This is a genomic window from Kitasatospora sp. NPDC059817, from assembly GCF_042731835.1.
GTDB lineage: Bacteria > Actinomycetota > Actinomycetes > Streptomycetales > Streptomycetaceae > Kitasatospora.
This window is the reverse complement of the sequence record NZ_JBHWIR010000071.1, coordinates 1-23647: the sequence shown is the minus strand read 5'-3', so window position 1 is coordinate 23647 and position 23647 is coordinate 1. Positions and strand designations below refer to the sequence as shown.

At 75.8% G+C, this 23647-nt stretch carries 18 protein-coding genes, 1 tRNA gene and 1 riboswitch; of the genes, 10 read left to right on the top strand and 9 right to left on the bottom strand.

Annotated features, from left to right (window positions below; genetic code table 11):
* The first annotated feature begins 48 nt into the window (after nucleotides 1-48).
* A riboswitch (cyclic di-AMP (ydaO/yuaA leader) is annotated at nucleotides 49-207 on the top strand.
* A 12-nt stretch (nucleotides 208-219) separates the two neighbouring features.
* Nucleotides 220-1053, top strand: coding sequence for a M23 family metallopeptidase (locus ACFV61_RS17520; RefSeq protein ID WP_380492494.1), 834 nt, complete (start codon nucleotides 220-222; stop codon nucleotides 1051-1053).
* Nucleotides 1054-1113: 60 nt separating this feature from the next.
* Here the strand turns inward: ACFV61_RS17520 and ACFV61_RS17515 are convergent, their stop codons facing one another.
* On the bottom strand, nucleotides 1114-2067 hold the full coding sequence (locus ACFV61_RS17515) for a hypothetical protein (RefSeq protein ID WP_380492492.1): 954 nt from the start codon (nucleotides 2065-2067) through the stop codon (nucleotides 1114-1116).
* Between the two features lie 42 nt (nucleotides 2068-2109).
* On the opposite strand from ACFV61_RS17515, the gene ACFV61_RS17510 reads away from it, so the two are divergent.
* The 4 genes from ACFV61_RS17510 (at nucleotide 2110) to ACFV61_RS17495 (ending at nucleotide 4964) form a co-directional block, all read left to right on the top strand.
* On the top strand, nucleotides 2110-2682 hold the full coding sequence (locus ACFV61_RS17510) for a GNAT family N-acetyltransferase (protein WP_380428069.1): 573 nt from the start codon (nucleotides 2110-2112) through the stop codon (nucleotides 2680-2682).
* A 190-nt stretch (nucleotides 2683-2872) separates the two neighbouring features.
* Entirely contained in the window at nucleotides 2873-3613 is a 741-nt protein-coding gene (locus ACFV61_RS17505) for a sensor domain-containing protein (RefSeq protein WP_380335510.1), read from the top strand.
* A gap of 100 nt (nucleotides 3614-3713) precedes the next feature.
* Complete coding sequence (locus tag ACFV61_RS17500; protein WP_380492490.1) at nucleotides 3714-4466, top strand: hypothetical protein; 753 nt, start codon at nucleotides 3714-3716, stop codon at nucleotides 4464-4466.
* Nucleotides 4467-4502: 36 nt separating this feature from the next.
* Complete coding sequence (locus ACFV61_RS17495) at nucleotides 4503-4964, top strand: GNAT family N-acetyltransferase (RefSeq protein WP_380492488.1); 462 nt, start codon at nucleotides 4503-4505, stop codon at nucleotides 4962-4964.
* On the opposite strand, the gene ACFV61_RS17490 is transcribed toward ACFV61_RS17495, so the two are convergent.
* The 6 genes from ACFV61_RS17490 to ACFV61_RS17465 form a co-directional block, all read right to left on the bottom strand.
* On the bottom strand, nucleotides 4961-6157 hold the full coding sequence (locus tag ACFV61_RS17490; protein ID WP_380492486.1) for a hypothetical protein: 1197 nt from the start codon (nucleotides 6155-6157) through the stop codon (nucleotides 4961-4963). The genes ACFV61_RS17495 and ACFV61_RS17490 overlap by 4 nt on opposite strands.
* 592 nt (nucleotides 6158-6749) lie before the next feature.
* Nucleotides 6750-6823 (bottom strand) — tRNA-Met (locus ACFV61_RS17485).
* 50 nt (nucleotides 6824-6873) lie between these two features.
* Nucleotides 6874-8175: a PrsW family intramembrane metalloprotease gene (locus tag ACFV61_RS17480; RefSeq protein ID WP_380492484.1), complete on the bottom strand. Its 1302-nt coding sequence runs from the start codon at nucleotides 8173-8175 to the stop codon at nucleotides 6874-6876.
* A 116-nt stretch (nucleotides 8176-8291) separates the two neighbouring features.
* Nucleotides 8292-9122, bottom strand: coding sequence for a tRNA (guanosine(46)-N7)-methyltransferase TrmB (trmB, locus tag ACFV61_RS17475; RefSeq protein ID WP_350880506.1), 831 nt, complete (start codon nucleotides 9120-9122; stop codon nucleotides 8292-8294).
* Between the two features lie 55 nt (nucleotides 9123-9177).
* Nucleotides 9178-10413, bottom strand: coding sequence for an L-2-hydroxyglutarate oxidase (lhgO, locus tag ACFV61_RS17470; RefSeq protein ID WP_380492481.1), 1236 nt, complete (start codon nucleotides 10411-10413; stop codon nucleotides 9178-9180).
* 157 nt (nucleotides 10414-10570) lie between these two features.
* Nucleotides 10571-11998, bottom strand: coding sequence for a hypothetical protein (locus ACFV61_RS17465; protein WP_063348294.1), 1428 nt, complete (start codon nucleotides 11996-11998; stop codon nucleotides 10571-10573).
* 741 nt (nucleotides 11999-12739) lie between these two features.
* On the opposite strand from ACFV61_RS17465, the gene ACFV61_RS17460 reads away from it, so the two are divergent.
* The 3 genes from ACFV61_RS17460 (at nucleotide 12740) to ACFV61_RS17450 (ending at nucleotide 16386) form a co-directional block, all read left to right on the top strand.
* On the top strand, nucleotides 12740-14890 hold the full coding sequence (locus tag ACFV61_RS17460) for an asparagine synthase-related protein (protein WP_380492479.1): 2151 nt from the start codon (nucleotides 12740-12742) through the stop codon (nucleotides 14888-14890).
* A 128-nt stretch (nucleotides 14891-15018) separates the two neighbouring features.
* Nucleotides 15019-15540 (top strand): universal stress protein, encoded by a 522-nt coding sequence (locus ACFV61_RS17455; RefSeq protein WP_159398461.1) that lies wholly within the window; start codon nucleotides 15019-15021, stop codon nucleotides 15538-15540.
* 141 nt (nucleotides 15541-15681) lie between these two features.
* The gene (locus tag ACFV61_RS17450; RefSeq protein WP_079135703.1) at nucleotides 15682-16386 is read left to right on the top strand and encodes a DsbA family oxidoreductase; all 705 of its coding nucleotides are present in this window, start codon (nucleotides 15682-15684) and stop codon (nucleotides 16384-16386) included.
* A gap of 43 nt (nucleotides 16387-16429) precedes the next feature.
* Here the strand turns inward: ACFV61_RS17450 and ACFV61_RS17445 are convergent, their stop codons facing one another.
* Together ACFV61_RS17445 and ACFV61_RS17440 are read right to left on the bottom strand one after the other, a co-directional pair.
* The gene (locus ACFV61_RS17445; RefSeq protein WP_380492477.1) at nucleotides 16430-18724 is read right to left on the bottom strand and encodes a sigma-70 family RNA polymerase sigma factor; all 2295 of its coding nucleotides are present in this window, start codon (nucleotides 18722-18724) and stop codon (nucleotides 16430-16432) included.
* Between the two features lie 338 nt (nucleotides 18725-19062).
* The gene (locus ACFV61_RS17440) at nucleotides 19063-19923 is read right to left on the bottom strand and encodes a TetR/AcrR family transcriptional regulator (RefSeq protein ID WP_380492475.1); all 861 of its coding nucleotides are present in this window, start codon (nucleotides 19921-19923) and stop codon (nucleotides 19063-19065) included.
* A gap of 576 nt (nucleotides 19924-20499) precedes the next feature.
* Here ACFV61_RS17440 and ACFV61_RS17435 point away from each other — a divergent pair.
* Both ACFV61_RS17435 and ACFV61_RS17430 read left to right on the top strand, forming a co-directional pair.
* Nucleotides 20500-21837, top strand: a complete 1338-nt coding sequence (locus tag ACFV61_RS17435) for an NAD(P)/FAD-dependent oxidoreductase (protein WP_380380867.1) — start codon at nucleotides 20500-20502, stop codon at nucleotides 21835-21837.
* A gap of 177 nt (nucleotides 21838-22014) precedes the next feature.
* Nucleotides 22015-23373, top strand: coding sequence for a PP2C family protein-serine/threonine phosphatase (locus ACFV61_RS17430; RefSeq protein WP_380492508.1), 1359 nt, complete (start codon nucleotides 22015-22017; stop codon nucleotides 23371-23373).
* The last annotated feature ends 274 nt before the right edge of the window (nucleotides 23374-23647 follow it).

The following is a 23647-nucleotide window of genomic DNA, read 5'->3' as shown; positions in this document are numbered from 1 at the left end:
AACGTTTGATAACGCAGCGCGGTCCTCAACGCCGTACCCAGACGGCACCGTGCGCCGTCGCCTAATCCCGCCGACCGGCCTCCGGGCAGGTCAGGGAGCCGGGGAACCACGTTCCTTGGGGTGAATCGGCGGGGCTCCGGCCCAGCCGTAGGAGACCTTCCTGCTCCGAACCCGTCAGCTAACCCGGTAGGCGCGAAGGAAGGAAAGGAGCGCGCCTCCGTGGCGTCGACGCACACCCCGGCACACCCGGCCGGCCTCGCAGCAGGTACCCGGCTCCTCGACCACCCCGGCCCGGACGGCCCCGAGTACGCGGGCCCGGAGGCCGAGACCAACCGGCACCGGATGCCGCGTCAGGTCCGTGGGACCTCCCCGCTGCTCGGCGTCACCGCCGTCGCCGCCACCCTGGGCGCCACCGGCTTCGCCTCCGCCACCCCGGCCGCCGCCCCCGCCATCGAGACCCCGGACGAGACCCCGGTCGCCCTCTCCGCCGACCCCGGCCTCGCGCTCGCCGCCCGCATCCAGCTGCAGGCCGACAGCCAGCGCACCGCCGCCGAGGAGGACGCCCGCGTCCAGGCCGCGAAGGAGGCGGAGGCCAAGGCCGCCGCCAAGGAGGCCGAGGCCAAGCGGGCCGCCGAGGAGGCCGAGCGGGCCAAGGCCGCCGCCCTCACCCTGCCGGTGCGCGACTACCACCTCACCGCCCACTACGGCCAGAGCGCCCGCTACTGGGCTCACCTGCACACCGGCCTGGACTTCGCCGCCGACACCGGCACCCCCGTCTACGCGGTCGGTCAGGGCACCATCACCTCGGCCGGCTGGTCCGGCTCGTACGGCTACCGGATCGTCGAGACCCTGCCCGACGGCACCGAGATCTGGTACTGCCACCTCTCCTCGATCATCAAGGGCTCCGGCAAGGTCGGCTCCGGCCAGCAGATCGGCAAGGTCGGCGCCACCGGCAACGTCACCGGCGCGCACCTGCACGTGGAGGTCCGCCCCGGTGGCGGCGCCCCCGTCGACCCGGAGACCTGGTTCCAGCAGCGCGGCCTCAACCCCTGACGCACCCGCGAAGCCCCGGCCGCCGGAACCAGAAGGCACCGCGGCTGGGGCTTCGCCGCGTCACTCCTGCGCCGGGTCCGTCGGGTCTGCCTGGTCCGCCGGGACTGCCGATCCCGCCAGCTCCTCCAGGCGGGCGTCGAACTCCTCCTGCGCCAGCTCCGCCAGGTACGCGTCGATCTCCTCCTGCCCCGGCTCCGGCGCGAGGTCCGGGAACTCCTCCACCAGCAGTCGCGGCAGCCCGGGCACCGTCCACTCCCCGTACAGGTCGAGCGCGGCCTCCACCGCCGCCTCCTCGAACGCCCCGAAGTCCCCGGCCAGTTCGTCCGGCATCGGCCGCCCCAGCGCGGTCAGCTCGGTCAGGTTGCGGTAGCTGCGCCGCATCAGGCCCTGCTCCAGCAGCCGGCGCGCGCCGTCGGTGGCCATGCCGACCGAGATCACCCGGGTCGGGCTCCAGCCCTGCTCGTCCACCTCGTCCAGCCAGCCGGTCTGCGCCAGTGCGGCGAACCTGGCCAGCCGCTCCTCCTGCGCCAGCTCCCGGAAGCCGGTCAGCCACTCCCGCACCGCCTCCGGATCCGTGACGTCCGCCCCGTACGCGTGCAGCAGCAGCGCGTACAGCCGGGGCCAGGTCACCAGGTCGGCGCGGCGCAGCAGCCCGGCCGCGACCTCGCCCTGCCACTCGGCCTCGGCGTGCAGCCGCTCCTGGCGCTTGGCGTTGAGCCGCTTGGCGGCCCGCTGGTGGTCGGTCAGCAGCCGGACGGCGGCGCCGTACGCGAACGGGTCCGCCTCCGGTTCGGGTTGGACGTACAGGTAGAGCCGCTCGTACAGCAGGTGCTCCACCGCGTTCGAGGTCAGTTCGGGCCAGCCGTCGTGCATCCTGCCCTCGCCCAGCTCCAGCAGGGCCAGCACCGCGCGCAGCGGCGCTTCGGCCACCGGGGTGCGGTCCTCTTCCGCCGCCCAGGCGAGCAGGTCGGCGGCCCTGGTGCGCGGGGCGAGCCGCAGGTCTTCGTCGTTCATAGCTCGAACGGTAACCGCTGGCCGGGAGTAGGGTCGGCTGCCATGGTCCCCGTACGACTCACCGGCCCCCGGCTGGCCATCCGCGAGTATCACCACACCCCCGGCGACGTGGACGCGCTGCACGGGCTGTTCGGCGACCCGGAGGTCACCCGCTACCTCCCCTTCGAGCCGCGCGACCGCGAAACCTGCGCCGACCAGATCGAGCTCTACCTGGAGGAGGCGATGGCGCCGGAGCGGGACACCTACCGGCTGGCCGTCACCCGGCGCGACGACGCCGAGGACCCGGTGGACGCCACGCCGATCGCCCACGCCTCCCTCACCCTCGGCAAGCACCGCTCCGCCCACCTCGGCTACGTGCTGGGCCGCGACGTCTGGGGCCGCGGCTACGCGGGCGAGATCGCCGGCCTGCTCTGCGAGCTCTCCTTCGAGGCCCTCGGCGTGCACCGGCTGGCGGCCCGGGTCGACGTGGACAACGCCGCCTCCGCCAAGGTGCTCCTCCGGCTCGGGTTCCAGCTGGAGGGGCGGGTCCGGCACGACCTGTACAAGGGCGGCGCCTGGTCCGACTCGTACCTGTACTCGCTGCTCGCCGACGAGTGGACCGGCGCGGCCGGCTGACCTTTCGGCGCGGACATCCGGAGTGGACGTCCGGCGCGGACATTCGGCACGGACCCGGGGCAGGCCTGCCGGGTCAGGCCCGGGGGGTTAACCCCACCCCCGATCCGCCAGGCCTCCGGATCCTCCCCGGCCCGCCGTTCGACCAGACTGATGCCATCAGCAGCCGAGAACGAGGGACCGGGGCCGGGACATGAGCATCAGCCGAAGCACGCAGGACCGCGAGTGGGACGTCCTCGGTGGTTACGGCGACGACCCGCGTCCCGCTCGGGCCCACCGGACCGAGGAGCCGCCGGCCGTCTGGCGGGCGCCGTTCTCCAAGCACTACTACCGCGAGATCGGCTACACGCTCACCGGCCTGCCGCTGTCGGTCATCGGCTTCTCCGTCTCGATCATCCTGTTCTGCATGGGGGTCGGCACCTTCGTCACCGTCCTCGGCCTGCCCGTGCTCGCCCTCCTGACCACCGTCGCCCGCGGCATGGGCCGGATGGAGCGGGCCCGGGTGCGCGGCATGCTGGCCCTGGACGTGCCCGCCCCGGCGCCGGTGCGCCAGACCCGCCCGGGCACCTGGGGGGCGATCACCGCGCGGCTGGCGGACCCGGCCGGGTGGAAGGCCGCGTTCTACCAGGTGGTGATGTTCCCGTGGGCGGTCCTCAGCTTCGCCCTGTCGCTGGTGTTCCTGCTGCTCGGCTGGGCGATGGCGCTGTACCCGCTCTACCAGTGGGTCTTCCCGGCCTTCACCCCGTGGCGCGGGTACCGGCTCTTCGACTTCTACGACAGCGACAACGTCCAGCACGTCTACTACGTCGAGGGGGCCTGGCAGATCGCCGGCTTCTCGCTGGTCGGGGTGCTGCTCATCATCCTCACCGCCCAGCTGGTCCGCGGCCTGACCAACGTGAACCGGGCCGCCGCCCAGGGCCTGCTCGGCCGCTGAACCCCGCCCGCCTCCCCGGTCCCGCCCGCCTTCCCGGCCCCGCCCGCGCCCCGGACGTGCTCCGGATGCGGACGGGGCCGGCCCGTGTTCGGATGGCCGGGTGGCCGCCGCACACACCCCCGCCGACCCGGGCGCCCTGGGCCGGGACATCCTGGTCACCTCCCGCCCGCTGGACGAGTACTGCGACCTGTTCGACCTCACCCGGGCCCAACTCGCCGCGCTGCCGGGCCCGGTGCTGGACTGCCCGGGCGGCGCGGCCGGCCTGGCCGCCGAGGCGCGCCGGCTCGGCTGCCGGGTGATCGCCGCCGACCCGGCGTACGCGCTCCCCGCACCCGAGGTCGCGGCCCACGCGCTGGCGGCCCGTGCGTCGATGGCCACCGCGATGGCCGCCCGCCCGCACCTGTACCCGTCGCCGCGCTCCTGCCGACCGGACCGCTACCTGCGCAGCTGGGACCGCGCCCGCCGCCTGTTCGCCGCCGACTCGGCCGCGCACCCGCAGCAGTACGTGGCCGCCGCGCTGCCCCGACTGCCGTTCGCGGACGGCGCCTTCGCGCTCACCCTGAGCGGCTACCTGCTCTTCGCCTACCCCGAACTGTTCGGCCCCGAGCGGCAGTTGGCCGCCCTGGTGGAACTCGTCCGGGTGACCTCCCCGGACGGCGAGGTCCGCGTCCAGCCGCTGCACGACGGCCACGGCCTCCGCTGCGCCCACCTCGACCCGCTGCGGTACGCGCTCGGCGAGCGCCGCGTCGCCAGCGAGATCCGCCGCTTCCCGCGCGCCGCGGACGGCCGGACCCGCCGCGTCCTGGTCCTGCGGGCCGCCGACCACCGCCGCCGGTCCGCCGCCGAAAAGTAATGGTCTCTCCTGGTTAGCACCCCTATACTCGCCCGCATGAGCGAGACGACCATCAGGCGCGCCGGGGCGGCCGACGCCGACCGGCTCACTGAGCTGATCCAGGCCTCCACCGCCTACCGCGGCGACTACGCGGCGATGATCGACGGCTACCGGGTCACCCCCGAGTACGTCGCCCGGCACGAGGTGTTCCTGGCCTCGGACCCGACTACCGGCCGACTGCTCGGCTTCTACGGCCTGATCCGCGAACCGGCCGAACTGGACCTCATGTTCGTCGCCGACGAGGCCCAGGGGCTCGGCATCGGGCGGAAGCTGATCGCGGACATGCTGGAGCGCGCCCGGGCGGCCGGGATCGCCTCGGTCAAGGTGGTGTCCCACCCGCCCGCCGAGGGCTTCTACCTCCAGATGGGCGCCGAGCGCACGGGCACCCGCCCGCCGCAGGTCAAGACGCCCTGGGAGCAGCCCGAACTGCGCTTCACCGTCAAGGAGTTCAGCAGCTAGCTGTGGTCGCCCGCCGACGGAGCCGACTGGACGGGTTGGACGGGCTGAGCGGGTGGGGCCGACTGTCCCGGCTGTCCCGGCTGTCCCGGCTGTCCCGGTTGGGCAGGTTGGGCAGGCTCGGCGGGTGGGGCCGGCTGCGTCGGGACGAAGGCCGTCGCCTCCAGCCGGGACAGGATCTTCTCCGCCAGCCAGCTGCGGTCCGACCCGTACGGGATCCCCTCCGGCAGCACCAGCTGCCCGGCCACCGCGTCCCGCAGCCGCTGCGCCTCGGCGCCGGGCAGCCGGGAGAGCAGCCCCCGGGCGGCCAGCAGCGCGTGGTACTGCTCGAAGCCGGAGCGCGGGCGCTCGATCGCGTCCAGCAGGCTCGGCAGGTCGGCCAGCGACGGGTCGCCCTGCATCAGCGCGAGCGCCTGGATCCGGCGGCCCTCGGAGCCGTCCGCGTACAGCGCCCGCACCTGGTCGGCGGTCAGCGCCGAGCGGCGCGCAGTCGAGCGGACCTCGGCCACCACGCCCTCCGGCCCGGACGAGGGCGAGGAGGCGGGCGGCAACTGCGCGGCCAGCGCGGCCGACTGCTCCGCGCTGCCCCCCAGCAGCCCGAGCTGCTGCATCGCCCGGACCCGCAGGTCGTCGGCGCCCACCTTGTCGCCTCGCCGGTCGCGGTCCTGCCCGGCGAGGAAGAGGTCCAGGGCCTGGTCGGCGTCGGTCAGTACCTGCGGCAGCGCGAGCCTGGTCACGAGCCAGCCGGCCAGGAAGCCGAAGACCACGAAGTACAGCACCAGTGCCGCCGCGAACGGCACCGCGGCGTCCTCCCCGCCCAGCGCGGGGGCCAGTGCGGTGCCGAGCTGGTGCAGCCGCTCGCCGAGCGAGCCGAGCTGGGTCAGCCCGACGCCCAGCAGCACCTTGGTCAGCCAGTCGGATACCTGCTCCAGGTTGGTGTTCGGGGCGTACGAGCCCTGCGGTTCGCCGCTGCCGCTGCGCACCCGGGGCACTCCGAACAGGAAGCCCAGCGCGCCGCCGAGCACCGTCGAGGCCCCGGCCACCACCAGCCCGCCGCCGAAAGCCTGCCAGGCCTGCTCCCGGCCGAGCGAGAAGAGCAGCAGCCCGAGCAGGCCCGTCCCGGCCAGCGCCCCGGGCGCGGCCCACCGTGCCGTCCGCAGGGCCGTCGTGCCGCTCCGCCGCCGCGCCTTCGCCATCGCCTACCCCCTGTGCCCGCGCCGCTCCGCTCCGGAACCCGCGCCGACTCTAGCGCCGCGGCCCCACCGCGGGAACGACCCGGGCGCCCCGGACAGGGCGCGGGTGACGACCAAGAGCGGCGGAAGACGCTGGGGGGCGGCGGAGAACGCAGACAGCCCGCAGGCTGCTCCTCCGCGCCGGCCCGTGCACTGGCCTGGCGCCGAGGCACCGGGGATGTGCCGGTGGGCCTGCGGGCCGGGTGACTGCTATGGATTTCGCCTGCCGGAGGCCTCAGGCCTCACCCCGCGCAGGCAGGGGCGGCTCTAGCGAGCAGCCACCTCACGCATCCTGATGGAACTCAATTCAGGATCACCTCCCTTCAGTGTGCCGCCACGATAGGCAGCCCACCGGCCGGAGGGCAACGGATTTATCGGTGGCCCGCCCGGCAGCCGACGGCCGGGCCGCCGTCGTTCGGGCTGCCGTCGTTCGGGAGGTCTCCGCTGACGGGGGCCCAGGTCCTGTTGCGGCTTCGCGGCAGAACGTTCCTTCGCCGTGCCGGGGAACGCGAAAGGCCCGGAGGACGAATCCTCCGGGCCTTTCGTCGCTACTGAGTAGCGGGGACAGGATTTGAACCTGCGACCTCTGGGTTATGAGCCCAGCGAGCTACCGAGCTGCTCCACCCCGCGTCGGTAAACACAACAATACGGGGAAGTCGCCGAGATGGGAAATCGGTTCTTCAGACCACCCTGGCGGAGCGCCTGTCGCGCCGGGCGGCGTGCCGGGCAGCCCGGGACCTGGCCCAGGCCGCGAAGCAGACCAGCGCGGCGAAGCAGGGCACCATCAGCGCCCCGTACACCACCAGGAAGCCGTCCGTGCCGAGGTCGGCGGCGGCGTTCCAGGTGCCGTGCAGCGCCATCGCCAGCAGCAGCCCGGTCGGCGCGGCCAGCCGGGCCAGCCAGCGCCGACCGGTGGTCAGGGCGACGGCCAGGCCGATCCCGGTGAGCGCGGTGAACAGCGGGTGCGCGAAGGGGGAGAGCAGGGCGCGCAGCACGAAGGTCTGCACGGTGCCGTCGAAGTCGCGCAGGCTGGGCGGATCGCCGAGGCCGATGCTGTCCAGCCGCTGCCGCTGGTCGGTGGTGAACGCCCGACCCAGGTAGAGGGCGTTCTCGGTGAAGGCGAAGCCGCAGGCGGTCATGCCGCCGAGCACCACCCCGGCCGCCAGGGTGCGGGGCCGGGAGCGGCGGTGCGGGCCGCCGCCGGAGGGCGGGGCCGGGCGCAGGTACGGCAGCGGGCGCAGGTAGGGGCGCAGCCGCAGCCGGCCCCGGGCGTGCGGAACGGCCGGGCGGCGGGCGTACGTCCGGGGGAGCCGGGAGGCCGGCAGCCGGTGCAGCAGCGGAGCGCAGGGGCGGCCGGTGCGGCGGCCGTGGCAGCGCAGCCGCTGGCCGAGCGGCAGCAGCAGCACCAGCAGGGCGGTGGCCTTGGCGGTCTCCTCGATCAGCGGGGTGGCGATGCCGGCGCCCAGCAGTTCGCCGAGCGGGCCCTGGTGCGAGGTCAGGTAGCTGGCGGTCCAGTTGTTGGCCACGATGGCGACGGTGGTGGCCGCGCAGGCGCCCCAGCCGAGGCAGAACACGGTGTGCCGCAGCGGCACCCGGGCGGTCAGGTTGAGCCAGGCCAGGGCGCCGAGCACGAACGGCAGCGGCACCATCGCCAGGCCGACGCCGACCAGCAGGCCGACGGTGCCGGTCTGGCGCTGGACCAGGTGCAGGATCAGCACCCCGCAGCCGGCCAGGGTCAGTACGGCGGTGGCGGTGACGGAGGAGACCGCCACCGAGCGGCCGTGCCGGGGCGGTGCGGCGGCTCCGGCCGGTGGCGGTGGCGGTGGCGGTGAAGCGGCGCCGGCCCAGGGCACGAGGCGGTGGGCCCGGCGCCTCCGGGGCCCCGGGATGGTCCGGGTGTCGCCGGTGCGCGGGACCGTCTCCGGTGCGTCAGCGGCGGCCTGGACGGTGGCCCGGGACCCGCCGCCGGCCGGGCTGCCCATGCGGCACAGGGTAGGCCACCGCACCCGCCCGTCGGGAGGACTCGGGACGAACCGTCCGTCCGGGGAACGGCCCCCCGGTCAGCGCGCGGTGGCCTGTTCGAACGGCCGACGGCGGCTCAGCGGCGGCGGAACAGCAGGTCGTGGACGACGTGCCCCTTGGCCAGTCCGGCCCGTTCGAACTTGGTGACCGGGCGCCAGTCCGGCCGCGGCGCGTAGCCGGGGATGCTGCCGTCCGGGTGGTCCGCGGGCTCCAGCCAGCCGCTGCCGTCACCCTCGGGGTGCAGGTTCTCCAGCTCCGGCGAGGCGGACAGCACGGCCAGCATCTGCTCCGCGTACGGCTCCCAGTCGGTCGCGCAGTGCACCAGGGCGCCGGGGGCGAGCCGGGGCAGCACGAGCTCCAGGAAGGACGGCTGGACCAGCCGGCGCTTGTGGTGCTTGGGCTTGGGCCACGGGTCGGCGAAGTAGACCCGCAGGCCGGCCAGCGAGGCGTCCGGCAGCATGTCGCGCAGCAGGATCACGGCGTCGCCGGCGGCCGGCCGCACGTTCCGCGAGCCGTCGCGCTCCAGCAGGCCGAGCAGGTTGCCGTGGCCGGGGGTGTGGACGTCGGCGGCGAGGATGCCTACGGTCGGGTCGGCGGCGGCCATGGCGGCCGTGGTCTCGCCCATGCCGAAGCCGATCTCCAGGGTGACCGGCAGCTCGCCGAACAGCTCCCGCAGGTCGAGCGGGCTGCCGTCGATCGGTATGCCGTAGGCCTCCCAGCCCCGGTCCAGGGCGCCCGCCTGGGCGTTGGTCATCCGGCCCCGGCGCGGCTGGAAGCTGCGGATGCGCCGCTCGCGGTGCTGGGCGTCGGTGGCCTTGTGCGGGTACATCGGCGCGGGGTAGCCGGCCGGTGCGGCGGACAACCGGGCGGACGGCGAGGGCTGGGGGATGGGGGCGGTGGCAGTCACAATTCCCCGAGTCTACGGGGACCCCGGGCCCCTCCCGAAGGTGCTGTGACCGGGCTCATCCGCCGGCCTCCAGCGCCGCCAGCGCCCGGCGGGCCACCTCGCGGCCGATCGGCAGCGAGGCCGTGGCGGCGGGGGAGGGGGCGTTCAGCACGTGCACCGCGCGGCGCGGGGAGAGCGGGTCGGCCGGGTCGAAACCGGCGAAGGCGAAGTCGTCCAGCAGTGAGCCGTCCCGGGCCACGGCCTGGGCCCGGACCCCGGCGCCGGCCGGCACCAGGTCCTCGGGGGCGACGGCGGGCAGCAGCCGCCGCACGGCGGCGGTGAACGCCCGCTTCGACAGCGAGCGGTGCAACTCGCCCACCTCGTACCGCCAGTGCCGCCGGGCGATCTGCCAGGTGCCGGGGAAGGCCAGCGTCCCGGCCAGGTCGCGCGGGCGCACGGTGCGCCAGTCGTAGCCCTCGCGGGCCAGCGCGGGCACCGCGTTCGGGCCGACGTGCACGTCCCCGTGGACGCCCCGGGTGAGGTGCACGCCGAGGAACGGGAAGGCCGGGTCGGGCACCGGGTAGACCAGGCCGCGCACCAAGTCCCGTCGCCCTTCGGCCAGTTCGTAGTACTCGCCGCGGAACGGCACGATCCGCACCCCGGGCTCGTCCCCGGCCAGCCGGGCGATCCGGTCGCTGTGCAGCCCGGCGCAGTTCACCAGCACCTGGCAGCGCAGTTCCCCGGTGGAGGTCTGCACCGTCACGCCGTCCGCCCGCCGGGCCGCCGCCCGCAGCTCGCAGCCGAGTCGGAGCTCCGCACCCGCCTCCCGGGCCAGCCGGGCGTAGGCGGTGGCGACGGCCGGGAAGTCGCAGACGCCGGTCGTACCGACGTGCAGCCCCGCCACCCCGGTGACCTGCGGCTCGTACCGGGCGATCCCGGCCCGGTCCACCTCGGTGACGGGGATGCCGTTCGCCCGCCCGCGCTCGGCCAGCGCCGCCAGCCGGGGCAGCTCCTCCGGGCCCGTGGCCACGATCAGCTTGCCGGTGACCTCGTACGGGACACCCTGCTCGCGGCAGAACGCCACCAGCTCGGCGGCGCCCGCCACCGCGTACCGGGCCTTGTACGAGCCCGGCCGGTAGTAGACGCCGCTGTGGATCACCCCGCTGTTGCGGCCGGTCTGGTGGGCGGCGAAGCCGGGCTCCTTCTCCAGCACCGCGAGCCGCAGCCCCGGCCGGGCCCGGGTCAGCGCGTACGCGGTGGCGAGGCCGACGATCCCGCCGCCCACCACCAGCACGTCGAAGTCGTACGCCACCGCCCGCTCCTCGCAGTCCGCCCGGCTCCCCCGCCGCCGATGCTGCCACGCCGGGCGGGACCGGTCGAGGGCGCCCAGCGCCGGGCGGCGGTGTCGTGCCTGGGTGCCCGGGCCCCTCTCGCCGGTGCACCTCAACGACCGCCGGGCACGCCCCCGGTCACGCCGGGGCGACCAGGACCGCGCGGGCCCGTTCGGTCAGCTCCCGGACGCGGCGCTCGCCCTGGAAGGGCTCCAGACGGCGCAGCATCTCCACCACGTACTCCCGGCTGCGCTGGGAGGAGATCCGGCCGGCCACCTCGACGGCGCGCTCGCCGGCGGCGACCGCGGCGTCCAGGTTGCCGGCCTCGGCCTCGGCCATCGCCGAGACCACCAGGCGCAGGCCGTGCGAGCGGACGAAGCCCTCGGTGGGCTTGGCCAGTGCCTCGCGGGTGAACTGGCGGACCTTGGAGGGCACTCCGAGGTCGCGGAAGCACTCGGCGGCGTCGGCGGCGAGCCGGTCGTAGGCGTAGAAGTCGATCCACGCCGGATCGGGATCCCCGGCGCGGGCCCGTTCGAGTGCGCTCTCCGCCGCGCCGAGCGCCGTCGCGCACGCCGCCGCGTTGCGGGCCTTGGCCTGGGCCCGGGCCTCCACCAGGTGGAAGAAGCTCATCGTCCGGGCGGTGGCCAGACCCCGGTTGCGCTCCAGGGCGGCCTGGGCGAGGTCCACCGCCTCCTCGGCGAAGCCCCGGTAGCCGGCCTGGAGGCTCATCGAGGCGAGCACGTAGCCGCCGAGCGGCACGTCGGCGGCGGCCCGGGCGAGCCGCAGGGCCTGGATGTAGTAGCGCTGGGCGGCCTCGTGCTGCCCGGTGTCGAAGGCCATCCACCCGGCCAGCCTGGTCAGTTCGGCGGTCGCGCCGAACAGCGCCCGGCCGACGGTGTCGCTGTACGAGGCCAGCAGCAGCGGGGCCGCCTCCACCCGCAGGCACTCCGGCACCATCGACGAACGCCAGTCCCCGCCGCCGTACTTGGAGTCCCAGCGGCGGGCCTCCTGGGCGGCCTCGCGGAGCTTGGCGGCGTCCGAGTGGCCGACCCGGTAGGAGGACGCCTCGCTGGGCGCGCGCGGCGCCTCCCGGGCGACCGAACCGTCCGCCGGGGTGATCAGCCAGCGGGACACCGGCGTCGCGTAGGCGGCGACCGAGAAGGTGCCGGCCAGGCTGTCGCTCCAGCGGCCGCCGCCGGGGCCGCGGCGCAGGTCGAGGTCGACCCGCCACAGGTCGGTGGCGGAGCGGACCGCCTCGGCGACGTCGCGCGGGAAGGCCAGGCCGAGTTCGGGGGCCGGGTCGGTGTCGCCGAGGCCGATCTCCTCCAGCGGCACCGGGCGGCCGAGCTTGCCGCCGATCGCGGTGGCGATCAGGTGCGGGACGGGCCCCTGCGGGACCATGCCCTTGCTGACCCAGCGGGCCACCGAGGTCTTGTCGTACCGCAGGGTCAGCCCGCGCTGGGCGCCCAGGTCGTTGACCCGGCGGGCCAGTCCGGCGTTGCTGATCTGGGCGAGGGTCAGGAGCGTGCCGAGCCGTTCGTTCGGTCCTCGTGGGCTGACGGTCATGGTGGCGGCGGCACCTCCTGCGGCCTTGTGCGCGGGGCCCGGGCGGCACCGGGCCGTAGCTGCTGTACCTAGAGTAGTCGGACGCGTTCCGACGGTTAAGAGGCCGCATTCCGGATGGCGGGATCGTGCACCCGGCGGTGCGGCGCCGGCTCCTCGCCGGGGTTGGTCCGGACCACTCGGATCGGGCCGGGGGTGCCGCGCGCCGGAGCGTCGTGCTCCGGTCCTGTGTTCACGTGCGCCCGGCCGTGCCCCCTGGCTCGACCGGCTGGTCGGCGATTCGCTGGTGGTCGTGGGTCGGCCCGCCGTCGAGGACCCGGCGGGCCGGGGGACGCCGCCGCCTCAATCCCCGCGGGTGGTGGCTGAGTCCGGGAGGGCATGCGGATGCCCTCCCGGGCTGGGCGACGCCTTTCGGCCATCTCGCGATGCCCATGTCAAAGGCGGCGCGGCGGGCGGTCCGGGCCGGGGAGGGGAAGGCCCGGCCCGCCCTGCGGACCACGCGAACACGTCAACACCCGCTGCCCGCACCGGGATCGCCGCCGGGGCCGGAACCACCCCGCGCCGGGGTCACCGGCGGAACCGGAACCGGCAACACGGGCCACGGGAGCGCCAACCGGTGGCACGATGTCTCCTGACGGCGCGCCGGTACCCGGGGCCGCCGTCACGGCACACCGCGGACCGGCGAGGAGCCGCCCGGCGGCGGACGCGCCGTACGGGTGCAGGTCCTCGTCCGGTGGAGGCGCGATGCGGTGGCTGACGGGCTGGAGCACGGGCGCGCCCCGGGCGGGCGCACCGGCGCACGAGGCACTCGGTACGGTCGCACCGATCGCCGCGCGCCCCCTGTGGACCGGACCCAACCCGCTCTGGGCCGTCGGGGACTGGCGCCCCGAGGAGATCCGCCTCGCCACCCTCCGCCCCGGCGCCCCCGCCACGGTCACCACCGGCCCCACCGCCCCCGACCCCGTCGAGGACACCCCCGCCACCCTGCGCCTCGCCGTCCTCGGCCACTGCGGCGCCACCGACGCGGAACTCGCCGCCGGCCTCGCCGCCGCCCGCGGCGGCGCCGTCCGCCACCTCACCGCCTGGCCCGGCAGCTACACCGCCGTCCTGCGCACCGGCACCCGCTCCACCCTGCTGCTCACCGACCTGGCCGGCGCCCAGCCGGTCTTCCACACCCCCTGGGCCGGCGGCACCGCGTACGCCACCGCCGCCCTCCCGCTCGCCGACCTGGTCGGCGCCCCGCTGGACACCGGCCACCTCGCCGCCCGGCTCGCCTGCCCCGAATCGCCCGAGGCGCTCGGCACCGGCACCCCGTACCTGGGCGTCCAGCGGGTGCCCCCCGGCCACGTGCTCGCCATCCGCGGCGGCCACCCCTACCTCTCCGCCTACGACGACCCCGCCGTCCGGGAGCAGCCGCGCGACGAGGCGCCCGCCGTCCGCGAACTCACCCGCGCGCTGCTGGAGTCCGTCCGCTCCCGGGTCCGCACCACCGCGCCCGCCACCGTGCCGGGTTCGGCCGGCCGCGCCCGGCTCGGTGTCGACCTCTCCTACGGCACCGCCTCCGCCACCGTCGCCCTGCTCGCCGCCGCCGTACCGCTGCCGCCGGTGCCCGCGAGCACGGGCCCGGAGCGCCTGCCGGCCGTCCGCGCCGGGGCCAGGAACGGCGCGGTCAAGGGCTCCTGGACCCGCGTCGCCGCCCAAGAACCCTCCGCCCCGGAACAGTTGGCCGCCGTCACGCTCGGCGAGACCGAACCCCCGACCACCCTCGCGCTCGCCCCCGACACCCCCCGGCTGCGGCACACCGTGCTCCACCCCGGCCCCGACACCCTCCCGTACGCCGGACTGCACGCCGACGCACCGCCCGGCCGGCTCACCGACGAGCCCGGGCCCGAACTCGTCGCCGCCGCCCGCGCCGAGGCCCGCTTCGACGTCGGCGGCACCGACCACCTCACCGGCTACGGCGCCCGCCAGGTCCTCGACGGCCACCCGGCCCGGCTCGCCGACCTCATCCGGGCCGGCCGCCCGCGCGAACTGCTGCCCCCGGTCGCCGCGCTGGCCGGTGCCGACCGGGCCGTCGTCGGCGTCCTGGCCGGCGCGCTGCGCACCCCGCTCACCGTGGTCCGGGCCGCCCACCGGCTCTCCCGGGTCCGGTACGCCGAGGCGCTGGACGACGCCGCCGCCAAGCTGACGGCCCGCCATCTTCCGGGCAACGGCCGCACGGCGGGCGACCGTTCGGCCGGCGACCTCGCCTGGTGCGTCCCCGGCCCGGCCGCCCGCTGGCTGTCCGACGAGGCGCTCTCCTCCGTCGCCCTCCGGCTGCGACTGGCGGCGCGCAGACCGGCGCCCGACGAACGCCCAGGCGCACACCGCGCCCGGCACGCCCTCTACCGGCACGCGCGCTCCTACCGCACCCTCGTCCACGCCGCCGAACAGCCCGGCCAGCGGCTGCACGCGCCGTTCCTCGACAACCAGGTGGTCCGCGCCGCCCGCCTGCTCCCGGACGACGTCCGCCTCCAGCCCGGTGCCCGGCACGCCCTCCTGCACGCCGTCCTCACCGGCGCCGGCCGCACCGACCTGCCCCCCGACTGGGGCCGCGGCCCCCGCCCCGACCGCACCGCCCCCGCCCGGGCCGGCCTGCGCCTCGCCGCCGACGGCCTCGCCGAACTCTTCGACGCACCCCTCCTCGCCGAAGCCGGCCTCATCGACCTCCCCGCCGTCCGCGCCGGCCTCGCCGACCCCGTCACCCCCCTCTCCCCGGCCGCCCTGGCGGGCCTCGCCGACCTGGTCTCCACCGAACTCTGGCTCCGCCGCATCCGCGCCCGCCGCCACGGCGCCTGCTGGACCGGCCTTCCCCTGGCCCAACCCCTGGCCCTCAGCCCCGTCCGTCCCTCCTGACCCCGCCGGGCGCGCCGCGCGCCCCACGCCCCCGCGCCGCGCCCGCCGCGCCCGGCCGGGCGGCGGGGTCCGGGAGCCGGAGCAGGTGATGATGGCGGGCAACGAGTCCGTCGGTGAGGAGAGCCGTGGTGGCCAGCGTGAGCCCGGAGCAGTCCGTTCCCGTCGTGCTGTCGGTGCTGGGGCGGCCGCCGACGGGGCGCCCGCCGGGGGTGCTGGCCGCATGCGACGGGTCGGACGGGTCGCTGTGGGCGTTGGACCGGGCGATGACCGAGGCGGAGCTGTTCGGGCTGCCGCTGTACGTGCTGGCCGTGGTGAACCCGGCGCCGGCCGGCTATCCGCCGGGGATGGCGGAGCTGGTGCAGGAGAGCGTCGAGACGTTGGTGGAGAGCATGGCGGACGGGCTGCGCCGGGCGGTGGTGGCCGTGCAGGGGCAGCGTTCCCGGCCGTACGCGGGGGAGATGTCGCTGCACGTGGTGCTGGGGAACGTGATCGAGGTGCTGCTGGAGGCCTCGACCCGGCAGCACACGCTGGTGCTCGGCACGCGGGGGAACGGGGGGTTCGCGCGGCTGCTGCTGGGTTCGGTGAGTTCGGCGGCGGTGCACCACGCGGCCTGCCCGGTGCTGGTGGTCCCGGCGCCTGCGGAGGGCTGACCCGGGGCGGGGCCGGTGCGCTGACCAGCCCGGCTCGGGGCGCTGACCAGGGAGGCTGACCGGGGTGCCGGGAATGTACCGAGATGGTTCATCGTTCACCTATCCCGACACCCGTCCCCGCCCCACCCCTGGAGTCCCCTCATGAAGGTCGAGATCTGGTCCGACATCGCCTGCCCGTGGTGCTACATCGGTAAGCGCCGCTTCGAGCAGGCCCTGGAGGGCTTCGCCGGCAAGGAGGGCGTCGAGGTGGTCTACCGGCCGTACCAGCTGGTCCCGGACGCGCCGGCGACGGCGAGCCCGCACCGCGCGTGGCTGGCCGAGCGCTACGGCCCGCAGTCGGTGGCGATGGACGCGCGGGTGGCCGAGCTGGGCCGCGCCGAGGGCATCACGTACGACTTCGACGCCGCGCTGCACGCCAACACCTTCCTGGGCCACCGCCTGCTGCACCTCGCCGAGACCGAGTACGGCGCGGCCGTCCAGGGTCGGCTGAAGGAGGAGCTGCTGAAGGCGCACTTCACCGACGGCGTCGACGTCGGCGACCGCGCCGCGCTGACCGACGTCGCGGTGGCGGCCGGCCTGGACCGGGCGCGGGTCACCGCCTACCTGGCGGGCGACGAGGGCGCCACCGAGGTGAGCGCGCAGCTGGCCGAGGCCCGGGAGCTGGGCATCACCGCCGTGCCGACCTTCGTGTTCGAGGGCAAGTGGGCGGTGCAGGGCGGCCAGGACGAAGAGACCTTCCGCAAGGTGCTGGAGCAGGTCGCCGCCGAGATCGGCGAGACCCGCCCGGCGCCGGTGCAGGTCGCCCCGGCGGGGGAGGCCTGCGCGGACGGCTCCTGCGCGATCTGACCCCGCACAGCCCCACCCCGCACAGCCCCCGCCGAGGCCCGTTTTAGGAACACCTGAAGCGGGCCTCGGCCCAGTCCGCCACGTTGAGCGCCGACCAGATCCCGTGCACCGGGGTGACCACCAGCCGGATCGACTTCTGCCCGGCCAGCGACACGTGCACCGGTGCCGCGTCGTCCCCAGCGGCGAGCGGGGAGGAGCGCCACAGGGTGCTGCCGTCGCCGCCCTGGACGGAGAAGACCACGCCGCCCGGCGAGAGCGTGGCGTCGTCGACCCCGGCGACCGCGTCGAAGGACGTGCAGCTGCGGTTGAGGTCGATCAGGGTGGTCGCCGGGGCGCGCACGGTGATGGCGTGCCCGTGGCGTTCGCCGCCGATCCAGGCGCTGTCGTGCTGCCAGAACCAGTCGCTGCCCTTCTGCCGGATGCTGGGGCCGGGCGGCGGCACCCGGTTGTTGCCGGGCTTGACCACGGGCAGTGAGTCGGCCCAGAAGTCGGCGGGCGCGGGCGGCGAGGGCGGGGTGACCGTCGGGGTGGGCAGCGGCGGCACGGTGGGCGTGGGGACGACGGGGACGACCGGCGGCTCGGGCGTGGGCAGCGGCGGCACGCTGGGCGTCGGCACGACGGGGACGGCCGGGGCCGGCGGCGTGGGGGTCCGCTTGGGCGTCGTCGAGCTCGGCGTGACCGGCGACGCGGCCTTCGTCGTGGTCGGGGCGGCTGCCGGGGCGGCTGTCGGGGCAGGCGTCGACCGGGTGACCGGCGTCGCGCTCGGGCTCGGGTTCGGGCTCGGCTCGGACGGTGCCGGGGCGGCCGCGGCGCTGCTGGGCGCCGGGTCGGCGGGCGCGGGCGGTGTGGGTGCGGGGGCCTGCGGCCGGGGGGTGGCGGGGGCGCCGGCGGCGGGGGGCGCGGCCGTGGGGGGCTTGGGCTCGGGTGAGCCGGTGAGCGCGTACGCGGCGACGGCGGCCGCGGCCACCGCGACGGCGGCGGCGATCCCGGCCTTGGCGGCGGTGCCCAGGCCCTCGCCGGCCGCGGCGCCGGCGCCGGCCCCGCCTCCGCCGGAGGCAGCACCCGCTCCGCCAACTGCACCCGCACCCGCGGTTCCGGAGGTGGCCGCCGCGGTGCCCGCAGCCGCACCGCCGACCGCGGCGACCCCGCCGACGGCCGCCGCGGCGGCGCTGAACCCGCCGACCCCGATCCAGACGAGCACGCCGCCGGGCAGCAGCGCGCGCAGGCCGGTGTTGATCTCGGTGAGTTCGAGGCAGGCGGCCGTGCAGCGGTCGCACTCCTGGAGGTGCCGTCCGACCTCCGCCGAGGCGCGCTTGCGCAGCGATCCGCGCGCGTACGCGCCGAGCCGGTTGGCGTACGCCTCGCAGGTGCGGTCCTGGCTGCCGGAGACGTGCGCCTGGAGGAAAGCGGCGGCGAGCCGGTCGCGGGCCCGGTGGGCCTGGACGGCGGTGGCGTTGGCGGTCTTGCCGAGCATCACGGCGACGGTCTTCGGTGACTCCCGTTCGACCTCGGTGTGCCAGAGCACCATCCGGTCGTCCTCGGGCAGTTCGGCGTAGGCCTGCATGACCATGCGCTGGTCGGCCATGGCCATTGCCCAGGCATCGGCGCCGGGGTCGGCCAGGTCGAGGTCGACGACGGCGGCCGAGGTCTGGGCGAACACGCTGAAGTCGTCGACGAGTTGCTCGCGCCGCTCGCTGCGGGTCCAGGCGGCGGCGACGTTGCGGACGGCGGTCAGCAGGTAGGCGCGGACGGCGAACTCCGGGCCCTTGCCCGCCCTCAGGGCTTGCAGGGTGCGGGCGAAGACCTCGCCGGCGAGGTCCTCGGCGGTGAAGCTGTCCCGGCAGCAGGTGCGGGCGTAGCGGCGCACCGAGTCGGCGTGCCGGCGGTAGATCTCCTCGTACGCGGTGTCGTCGCCGGCCCGGACCCGGGCGGTCAACTCGGCGTCGGAGGCCGGGCGCTCGCCGTCGACCGGGTCGGCGGGGGCGGGCACGGTGGGGCGGGCGGGGCGGCCGGCGCCGACGAACGCCTCGGGGGCGACGCCGCCGCGGCCGGCCGGGGCCTGGCCGGGCACCCGCCCGGGGGGCAGCGCGGCGGCGGAGGCGGAGAGGGACTCGCGGCTGGGCATGCCCGCCTGGTCGGGCACGTGTCCGGCGGTCGGGCCGGTGGCCGAACCCGGTGCGGCGCCGGGTACTTGGGCCGGGCCGCCGGAGGCCGTGGCGGGGCCTTCGGGCGTACTGGACGTACTGCCGGACGAGCCGTCGGCCAGTCCCCCGGTCAAGCCTCCGGACGGGCCGAAGTCGAGGCCGTACCCGTAGTCGTTCTGTTCCTCGGCGCTCACAACGGACCCCAGATTCCACGACAGCCCCCGCAGTGTGGCAGGGCGCGCGGGAGCGCGTGGGCGCACGGTTCCGCGCTGTACGGCGCCGAGGGCGCGCGAAGGGCGCGCATCGGGACATTGGCTCCAACCACGGGCAAAGGATGGCATAGCGCAGAGATGGGCGGTAGCCGGACCGGCCGGGACCCACTCTTCCGAGGAGCCGTCGCGGATGTGTTCGGCCAGCACAGGGCGGGTGGTTGTGCACCGCCCGCACCCGGCGCGCGTGACTGGTCCGCGCGCCGGTCTCCCGTCCAACTCCCGTCCCCGCCAGCTGCGGCGGCCGCGCCCGCGGTGGCGCGTCAGCGTGCCCGCAGGCCGTCCAGCAGGATCTCCAGCAGCCGCTCCGAGGGGCCGGCCGTCGGCTGCCCCTCCGCCTGCTGGACCCCGGCCGAGAAACCGGCCGTGGTCGGCGTGGTGCGGGCCGCGTGCACCGGCACCGAGGCGGTCAGCACCAGCACGACGTCCGACACCGTGACGCCCGGCCGCAGTTCGCCGGCCGCGCCGGCCCTGGCGACCAGGGCGGCCAGCAGCTGCAGCAGCAGCCGGGGATCGGCGTCGGCCGCCGACGGCTCGACGGCCGCACCGTTCTGCGCGTCGTCGCCGCGCAGGTCGAACCGGACGGCGGCCGGCTCGGGCACCCGCTGCTCCGGCACCCGGCCCAGTTCCTCCGCGTACCGGAACGCCTCCGGCGGCAGCAGCCGCCCGGCGCCGGTGCCGACCGCCCGCGCCAGGTAGCCGGCCAGCGACTCCCAGGCCCCGCCGCCGCCGTACAGCGACTCCCGCGCCTGCGCGGTCAGCCAGGCCACCTCCTCGGCGGCGATCCGCTGGACCAGCACCTCCTTGCTCGGGAAGCGCCGGTAGACCGTCCCGACGCCGACCCCGGCCCGGCGCGCGACCTCCTCCATCGGCGCGCCGTAGCCGAACTCGCCGAACACCTCGCGGGCGGCCCGCAGCACGCTCTCCAGATTCCGCCGGGCGTCCACCCGTAGTCGGGCCCCGGGGACGTGCACGACGACCGGTGGCGGCTCCACCCGGTAGGGGACGCCCGGATAGGCGGCCCCGACCTCCGGCGGCAGGTCCACCGGGCCGCGCTGTTCCGGCACCATGCCCTGGCCGGCGTGCGGTGCTCCCGTTCGCCCCAACACCTGCTCCTGCTCCATCATCCCAACTCTCCCCCGCAGGCGCCCGAACCCGGACCCTGTCGTCGCCCGCCCCTGCACCCCCCGGTGCAGCTCAGCCCGTCAGAAATGACCTGATGACCCATCGCTCGTTGCCGCCCGTCCCGTTTCGTGACCACGGTTCGTGCCTCCGGGCCGGCTCGCGTCCGGCTCGGCGCGTCGGCACCGTCCGGGGCCTTGTCCGGGAACTACCCTTCCCCGGATGACTGTCCCGCAGTCGGGTTCTCGAGCCAACGCTGGAACTGGCCGTAGTGGCCGCTCCACGGTGCGTCGCCGCCGATTGTCATGGCGGTAACCGCTCCGGCACACAATCCGACCATAGTTCACGCCCGTTCGCGGCCGAAAGTCCGTCAGAAAGTCGCCCGGGCAGCACAACTGGCCCCACCCGTCGACTCCCGTCACATCCGGCGCGGTACGGACTGTGGACAAGACCGCCCCTGCCGGTCCTTCATAGGGGGGCGCGAGGGGGGACACCCCCGGCCGCGGGGCCGGGAGGAAGCGCCAATCGGCAGGAGGTGCACCATCAGAATCCTGATCGCCGGCGGAGGCTGTGCCGGGATGGCCACCGCGCTGCACCTCCAGCGCGGCCTGCGGGAACGCCTGCGACGCGGCGAGGTCGAGATCACCGTCGTCGAGCCCCAGGCCTACTTCACCTACCACCCGCTGCTGGCCGAGGTCGCGGCTGGCTCGATCGACCCCCGGCACGTGGTCGTCCCGCTCCGCCGGGCCCTGCCGGACTGCCGGGTGCTGACCGCCCGGATCACCCGGATCGAACACGCCGCCCGCCGCGCCTTCGCCGACGCCGCGGGCCCCGGAGAGGCCGCCGCACCGATCGAACTCCCCTACGACGTCCTGGTGGTGGCGCCCGGCTCGGTCTCCCGGACGGCGCCGGTGCCCGGTCTGGCCGAACACGGCCGCGGCTTCTCCACCGTCGGCGAGGCCGTGGGTCTGCGCAACCACGTCCTGGAACAGCTCGACCTCGCCTCCGCCACCCGCGACCCGGCCCTGCGCCAGGCCGCGCTCACCTTCGTCTTCGTCGGCGCCGGGTACGCGGGCGTCGGCGCGCTCGCCGAACTGGAGGACATGGCCCGGACCGCGGTGCGCGGCTACCACAACGTCCGCCCCGAGGACCTGCGCTGGGTCCTGGTCGAGGCCACCGACCGGATCCTCGCCGAGGAGTCGCCGGAGCTGGCCGAGCACACCCTCGGCCAGCTCCGCGAACGCGGCGTCGACATCCGGTTGCGCACCACCCTGGCGTCCGCCGCGGACCGGGTCGTCGCCCTGTCCGACGGCAGCCGCTTCGGTGCCCGCACCCTGGTCTGGACGGCCGGGGTGAGGCCGGCCCCGCTGCTGCGCGACACCGACCTGCCGCTGGACACCCTCGGCCGGGTCCGCTGCCTCGCCACCCTGCAAGCCGTCGGCCCGGACGGGCGCGCTCTGCCCGGCGTCTGGGCGGCCGGGGACTGCGCCGCCGTGCCGGACCCCGACGCGGACGGGGCGCCCTGCGCGCCCAACGCCCAGCACGCCTTCGCCCAGGCCGAGCTGCTCGCCCGGAACATCGCGGTCGCCCTGGACGCCGGACCGCACGCCCCCGGCCTCGCCGAGTACCGGCCGGGCCACGCCGCCTGCTCGACCTCGCTGGGCCTGCGCCGGGCCGTCGCCCACACCCGGCGCGGCCGCCGGATCACCGGGCGGCGGGCCTGGTGGCTGCACCGGGCCCGGCACCTGCGGCGCCTGCCGAGCGCGGAGCGCCGGGTGCGGGTGCTGATGGACTGGGTGCTGGGCGGGCTGTTCTCCCGCGAGGTGGTCTCGCTGGGGGCGGCGGAGCATCCGCGTCCGGAGTTCGAGGCCGGGTCCGGGCCGCGGCCCGACGGCGGTCCGGACGCCCCGCGGTGAGCGCCCCGGTGCCCCGTGCCGGGGCGGAACGGGCGGCCACGCCGGGCGGGCGACTTCCGGAATCGGGCCCTTGCCTGACAGGATCAGCCCAACCTAGTCATTACCCCGTGTGCTGATGTGCACACAAAAAGTGATGATATGCCTGGAAATCGAGGAAGCGGCCGTCGTTTGAACCTCATGCGCTGGAGCGCCCGGCTCACCGGAGTCCCTTGGCGTGCCGCCCCGCCAACCGGGGCCGGCACCGACGAGGGCGCGCCCTCCGCCGACGGCGTCGTCGTCCCCGGCCCCCGCGACCCCACCAACCTGGCCACCGCCGCCGAACTCCTCGACCTGCACAAACCCCAGAACCTGCGCGAGGTCCTCAACCGGATCCCCGCCCCGGTGGCCGTCACCTACGGCCCGCTCCACCAGCTCGGCTACGCGAACCGCGCCTACCGCGAACTCTTCGGCGACCGCACCACCGGCCTGCCCGCCGGAGAAGCCCTCCCCGAACTCGGCACCATGGGCGTCCTGGCCCTGATGGACCAGGTCATCCGCGGCGGCCGCCCGCGCAGCGTCAAGGCCCGCTGCATCCTCGGCCTCACCGGCAACCGCTACTACAACGTCTCCTGCGTCCCGCTCGGCCCCGGCGGCCCCGGCGACACCGGGGACACCCTCGCCGAGGGACCGCCCGCCGGCGTCCTGATCTTCGCCGCCGAGGTCACCGACCAGGTCCTCGCCGCCGCCCGGCTCCGCGAAGCCGAACGCCGCCAGCGCGAGGCCGCCGTCACCCTCCAGCGCAGCCTCCTCCCGCAGAAGCTCGACCAGCCGGCCGACCTGAGGGTCGCCGCCACCTACCAGCCCGGCGGCGCCGAGGCCGCCGTCGGCGGCGACTGGTACGACGTCATCGCCATCGACGGCGGCCGGACCGCCCTGGTCATCGGCGACGTGATGGGGCGCGGCCTGCGCGCCGCCGCCGTCATGGGCCAGCTGCGCACCGCCGTCCGCGCCTACGCCCGGCTCGACCTGCCCCCGCACGAGGTGATGCGCCTGCTCGACGGCCTCGCCATGGAGATCGACGCCAACCAGATCGCCACCTGCACGTACGCCGTCTGGGACCCGCAGCGCCGCACCCTCTCCTACGCCTCCGCCGGACACCTCCCCATGCTGCTGCGCTGCCCCGACGGGACGGTCCTGCGCAGCGAGGAGCAGAACGGCCCTCCGCTCGGCACCGGCGACGGCCTCCACGTCTCGCACACCCTGCGTCTGCTGCCCGGGACCACCGGCGTCCTCTATACGGACGGCCTGGTCGAACGCCGCGACGAGGACATCGACCAGGGCCTCGACCTCCTCGCCCGCACCCTCACCGGCGCGGTCGGGGCCCCCGAGGTGATCTGCGCCCGCCTCCTGCGGGCGATGGGCGTGACCTCCGAGCACGACGACGACGTCGCCGTCCTGGCCTTCCACCTGCCGGCGGAGGAGGCGGAGGAGAAGGCGGAGGAAGAGAGCGTCGCCGGGGCGGAACCGGAGCTTGACTCGGCCTTCCCCGAGGTCTAGTGTTCTTCGAGCTGCCTGGCAGGGAGCACCGGACACGCATTTTGCGCGGACGGTCCCGCGGTAGCCAATCCTTTCGAAACACCACTTCCCGGTTCGGGCTGGGTCGCGTCTTGTCGCGGCTTGGTTCTTATTCGGTGTGCTCGTTTTATTGGATTGCGGCCGATTCGCTTTTCGGAGCAGGGATCGGCTAGAGTTTGAAACGTCGGACGGGGCGTCAAGCCGCAGAAGACACCAGCGAGTTGGATGAACGAAGCGCCGGAAACGGAGCGGAAAA

What these genes read in the sequence shown, in the direction of transcription:
- ACFV61_RS17515 (WP_380492492.1), bottom strand. Translation starts at nt 2,067, where the DNA reads ATGAACGACGAAGACCTGCGGCTCGCCCCGCGCACCAGGGCCGCCGAC.
- ACFV61_RS17510 (WP_380428069.1), top strand. Translation starts at nt 2,110, where the DNA reads ATGGTCCCCGTACGACTCACCGGCCCCCGGCTGGCCATCCGCGAGTAT.
- ACFV61_RS17505 (WP_380335510.1), top strand. Translation starts at nt 2,873, where the DNA reads ATGAGCATCAGCCGAAGCACGCAGGACCGCGAGTGGGACGTCCTCGGT.
- ACFV61_RS17495 (WP_380492488.1), top strand. Translation starts at nt 4,503, where the DNA reads ATGAGCGAGACGACCATCAGGCGCGCCGGGGCGGCCGACGCCGACCGG.
- ACFV61_RS17490 (WP_380492486.1), bottom strand. Translation starts at nt 6,157, where the DNA reads ATGGCGAAGGCGCGGCGGCGGAGCGGCACGACGGCCCTGCGGACGGCA.
- ACFV61_RS17480 (WP_380492484.1), bottom strand. Translation starts at nt 8,175, where the DNA reads ATGGGCAGCCCGGCCGGCGGCGGGTCCCGGGCCACCGTCCAGGCCGCC.
- ACFV61_RS17465 (WP_063348294.1), bottom strand. Translation starts at nt 11,998, where the DNA reads ATGACCGTCAGCCCACGAGGACCGAACGAACGGCTCGGCACGCTCCTG.
- ACFV61_RS17460 (WP_380492479.1), top strand. Translation starts at nt 12,740, where the DNA reads ATGCGGTGGCTGACGGGCTGGAGCACGGGCGCGCCCCGGGCGGGCGCA.
- ACFV61_RS17450 (WP_079135703.1), top strand. Translation starts at nt 15,682, where the DNA reads ATGAAGGTCGAGATCTGGTCCGACATCGCCTGCCCGTGGTGCTACATC.
- ACFV61_RS17440 (WP_380492475.1), bottom strand. Translation starts at nt 19,923, where the DNA reads ATGGAGCAGGAGCAGGTGTTGGGGCGAACGGGAGCACCGCACGCCGGC.
- ACFV61_RS17435 (WP_380380867.1), top strand. Translation starts at nt 20,500, where the DNA reads ATGGCCACCGCGCTGCACCTCCAGCGCGGCCTGCGGGAACGCCTGCGA.
- ACFV61_RS17430 (WP_380492508.1), top strand. Translation starts at nt 22,015, where the DNA reads ATGCGCTGGAGCGCCCGGCTCACCGGAGTCCCTTGGCGTGCCGCCCCG.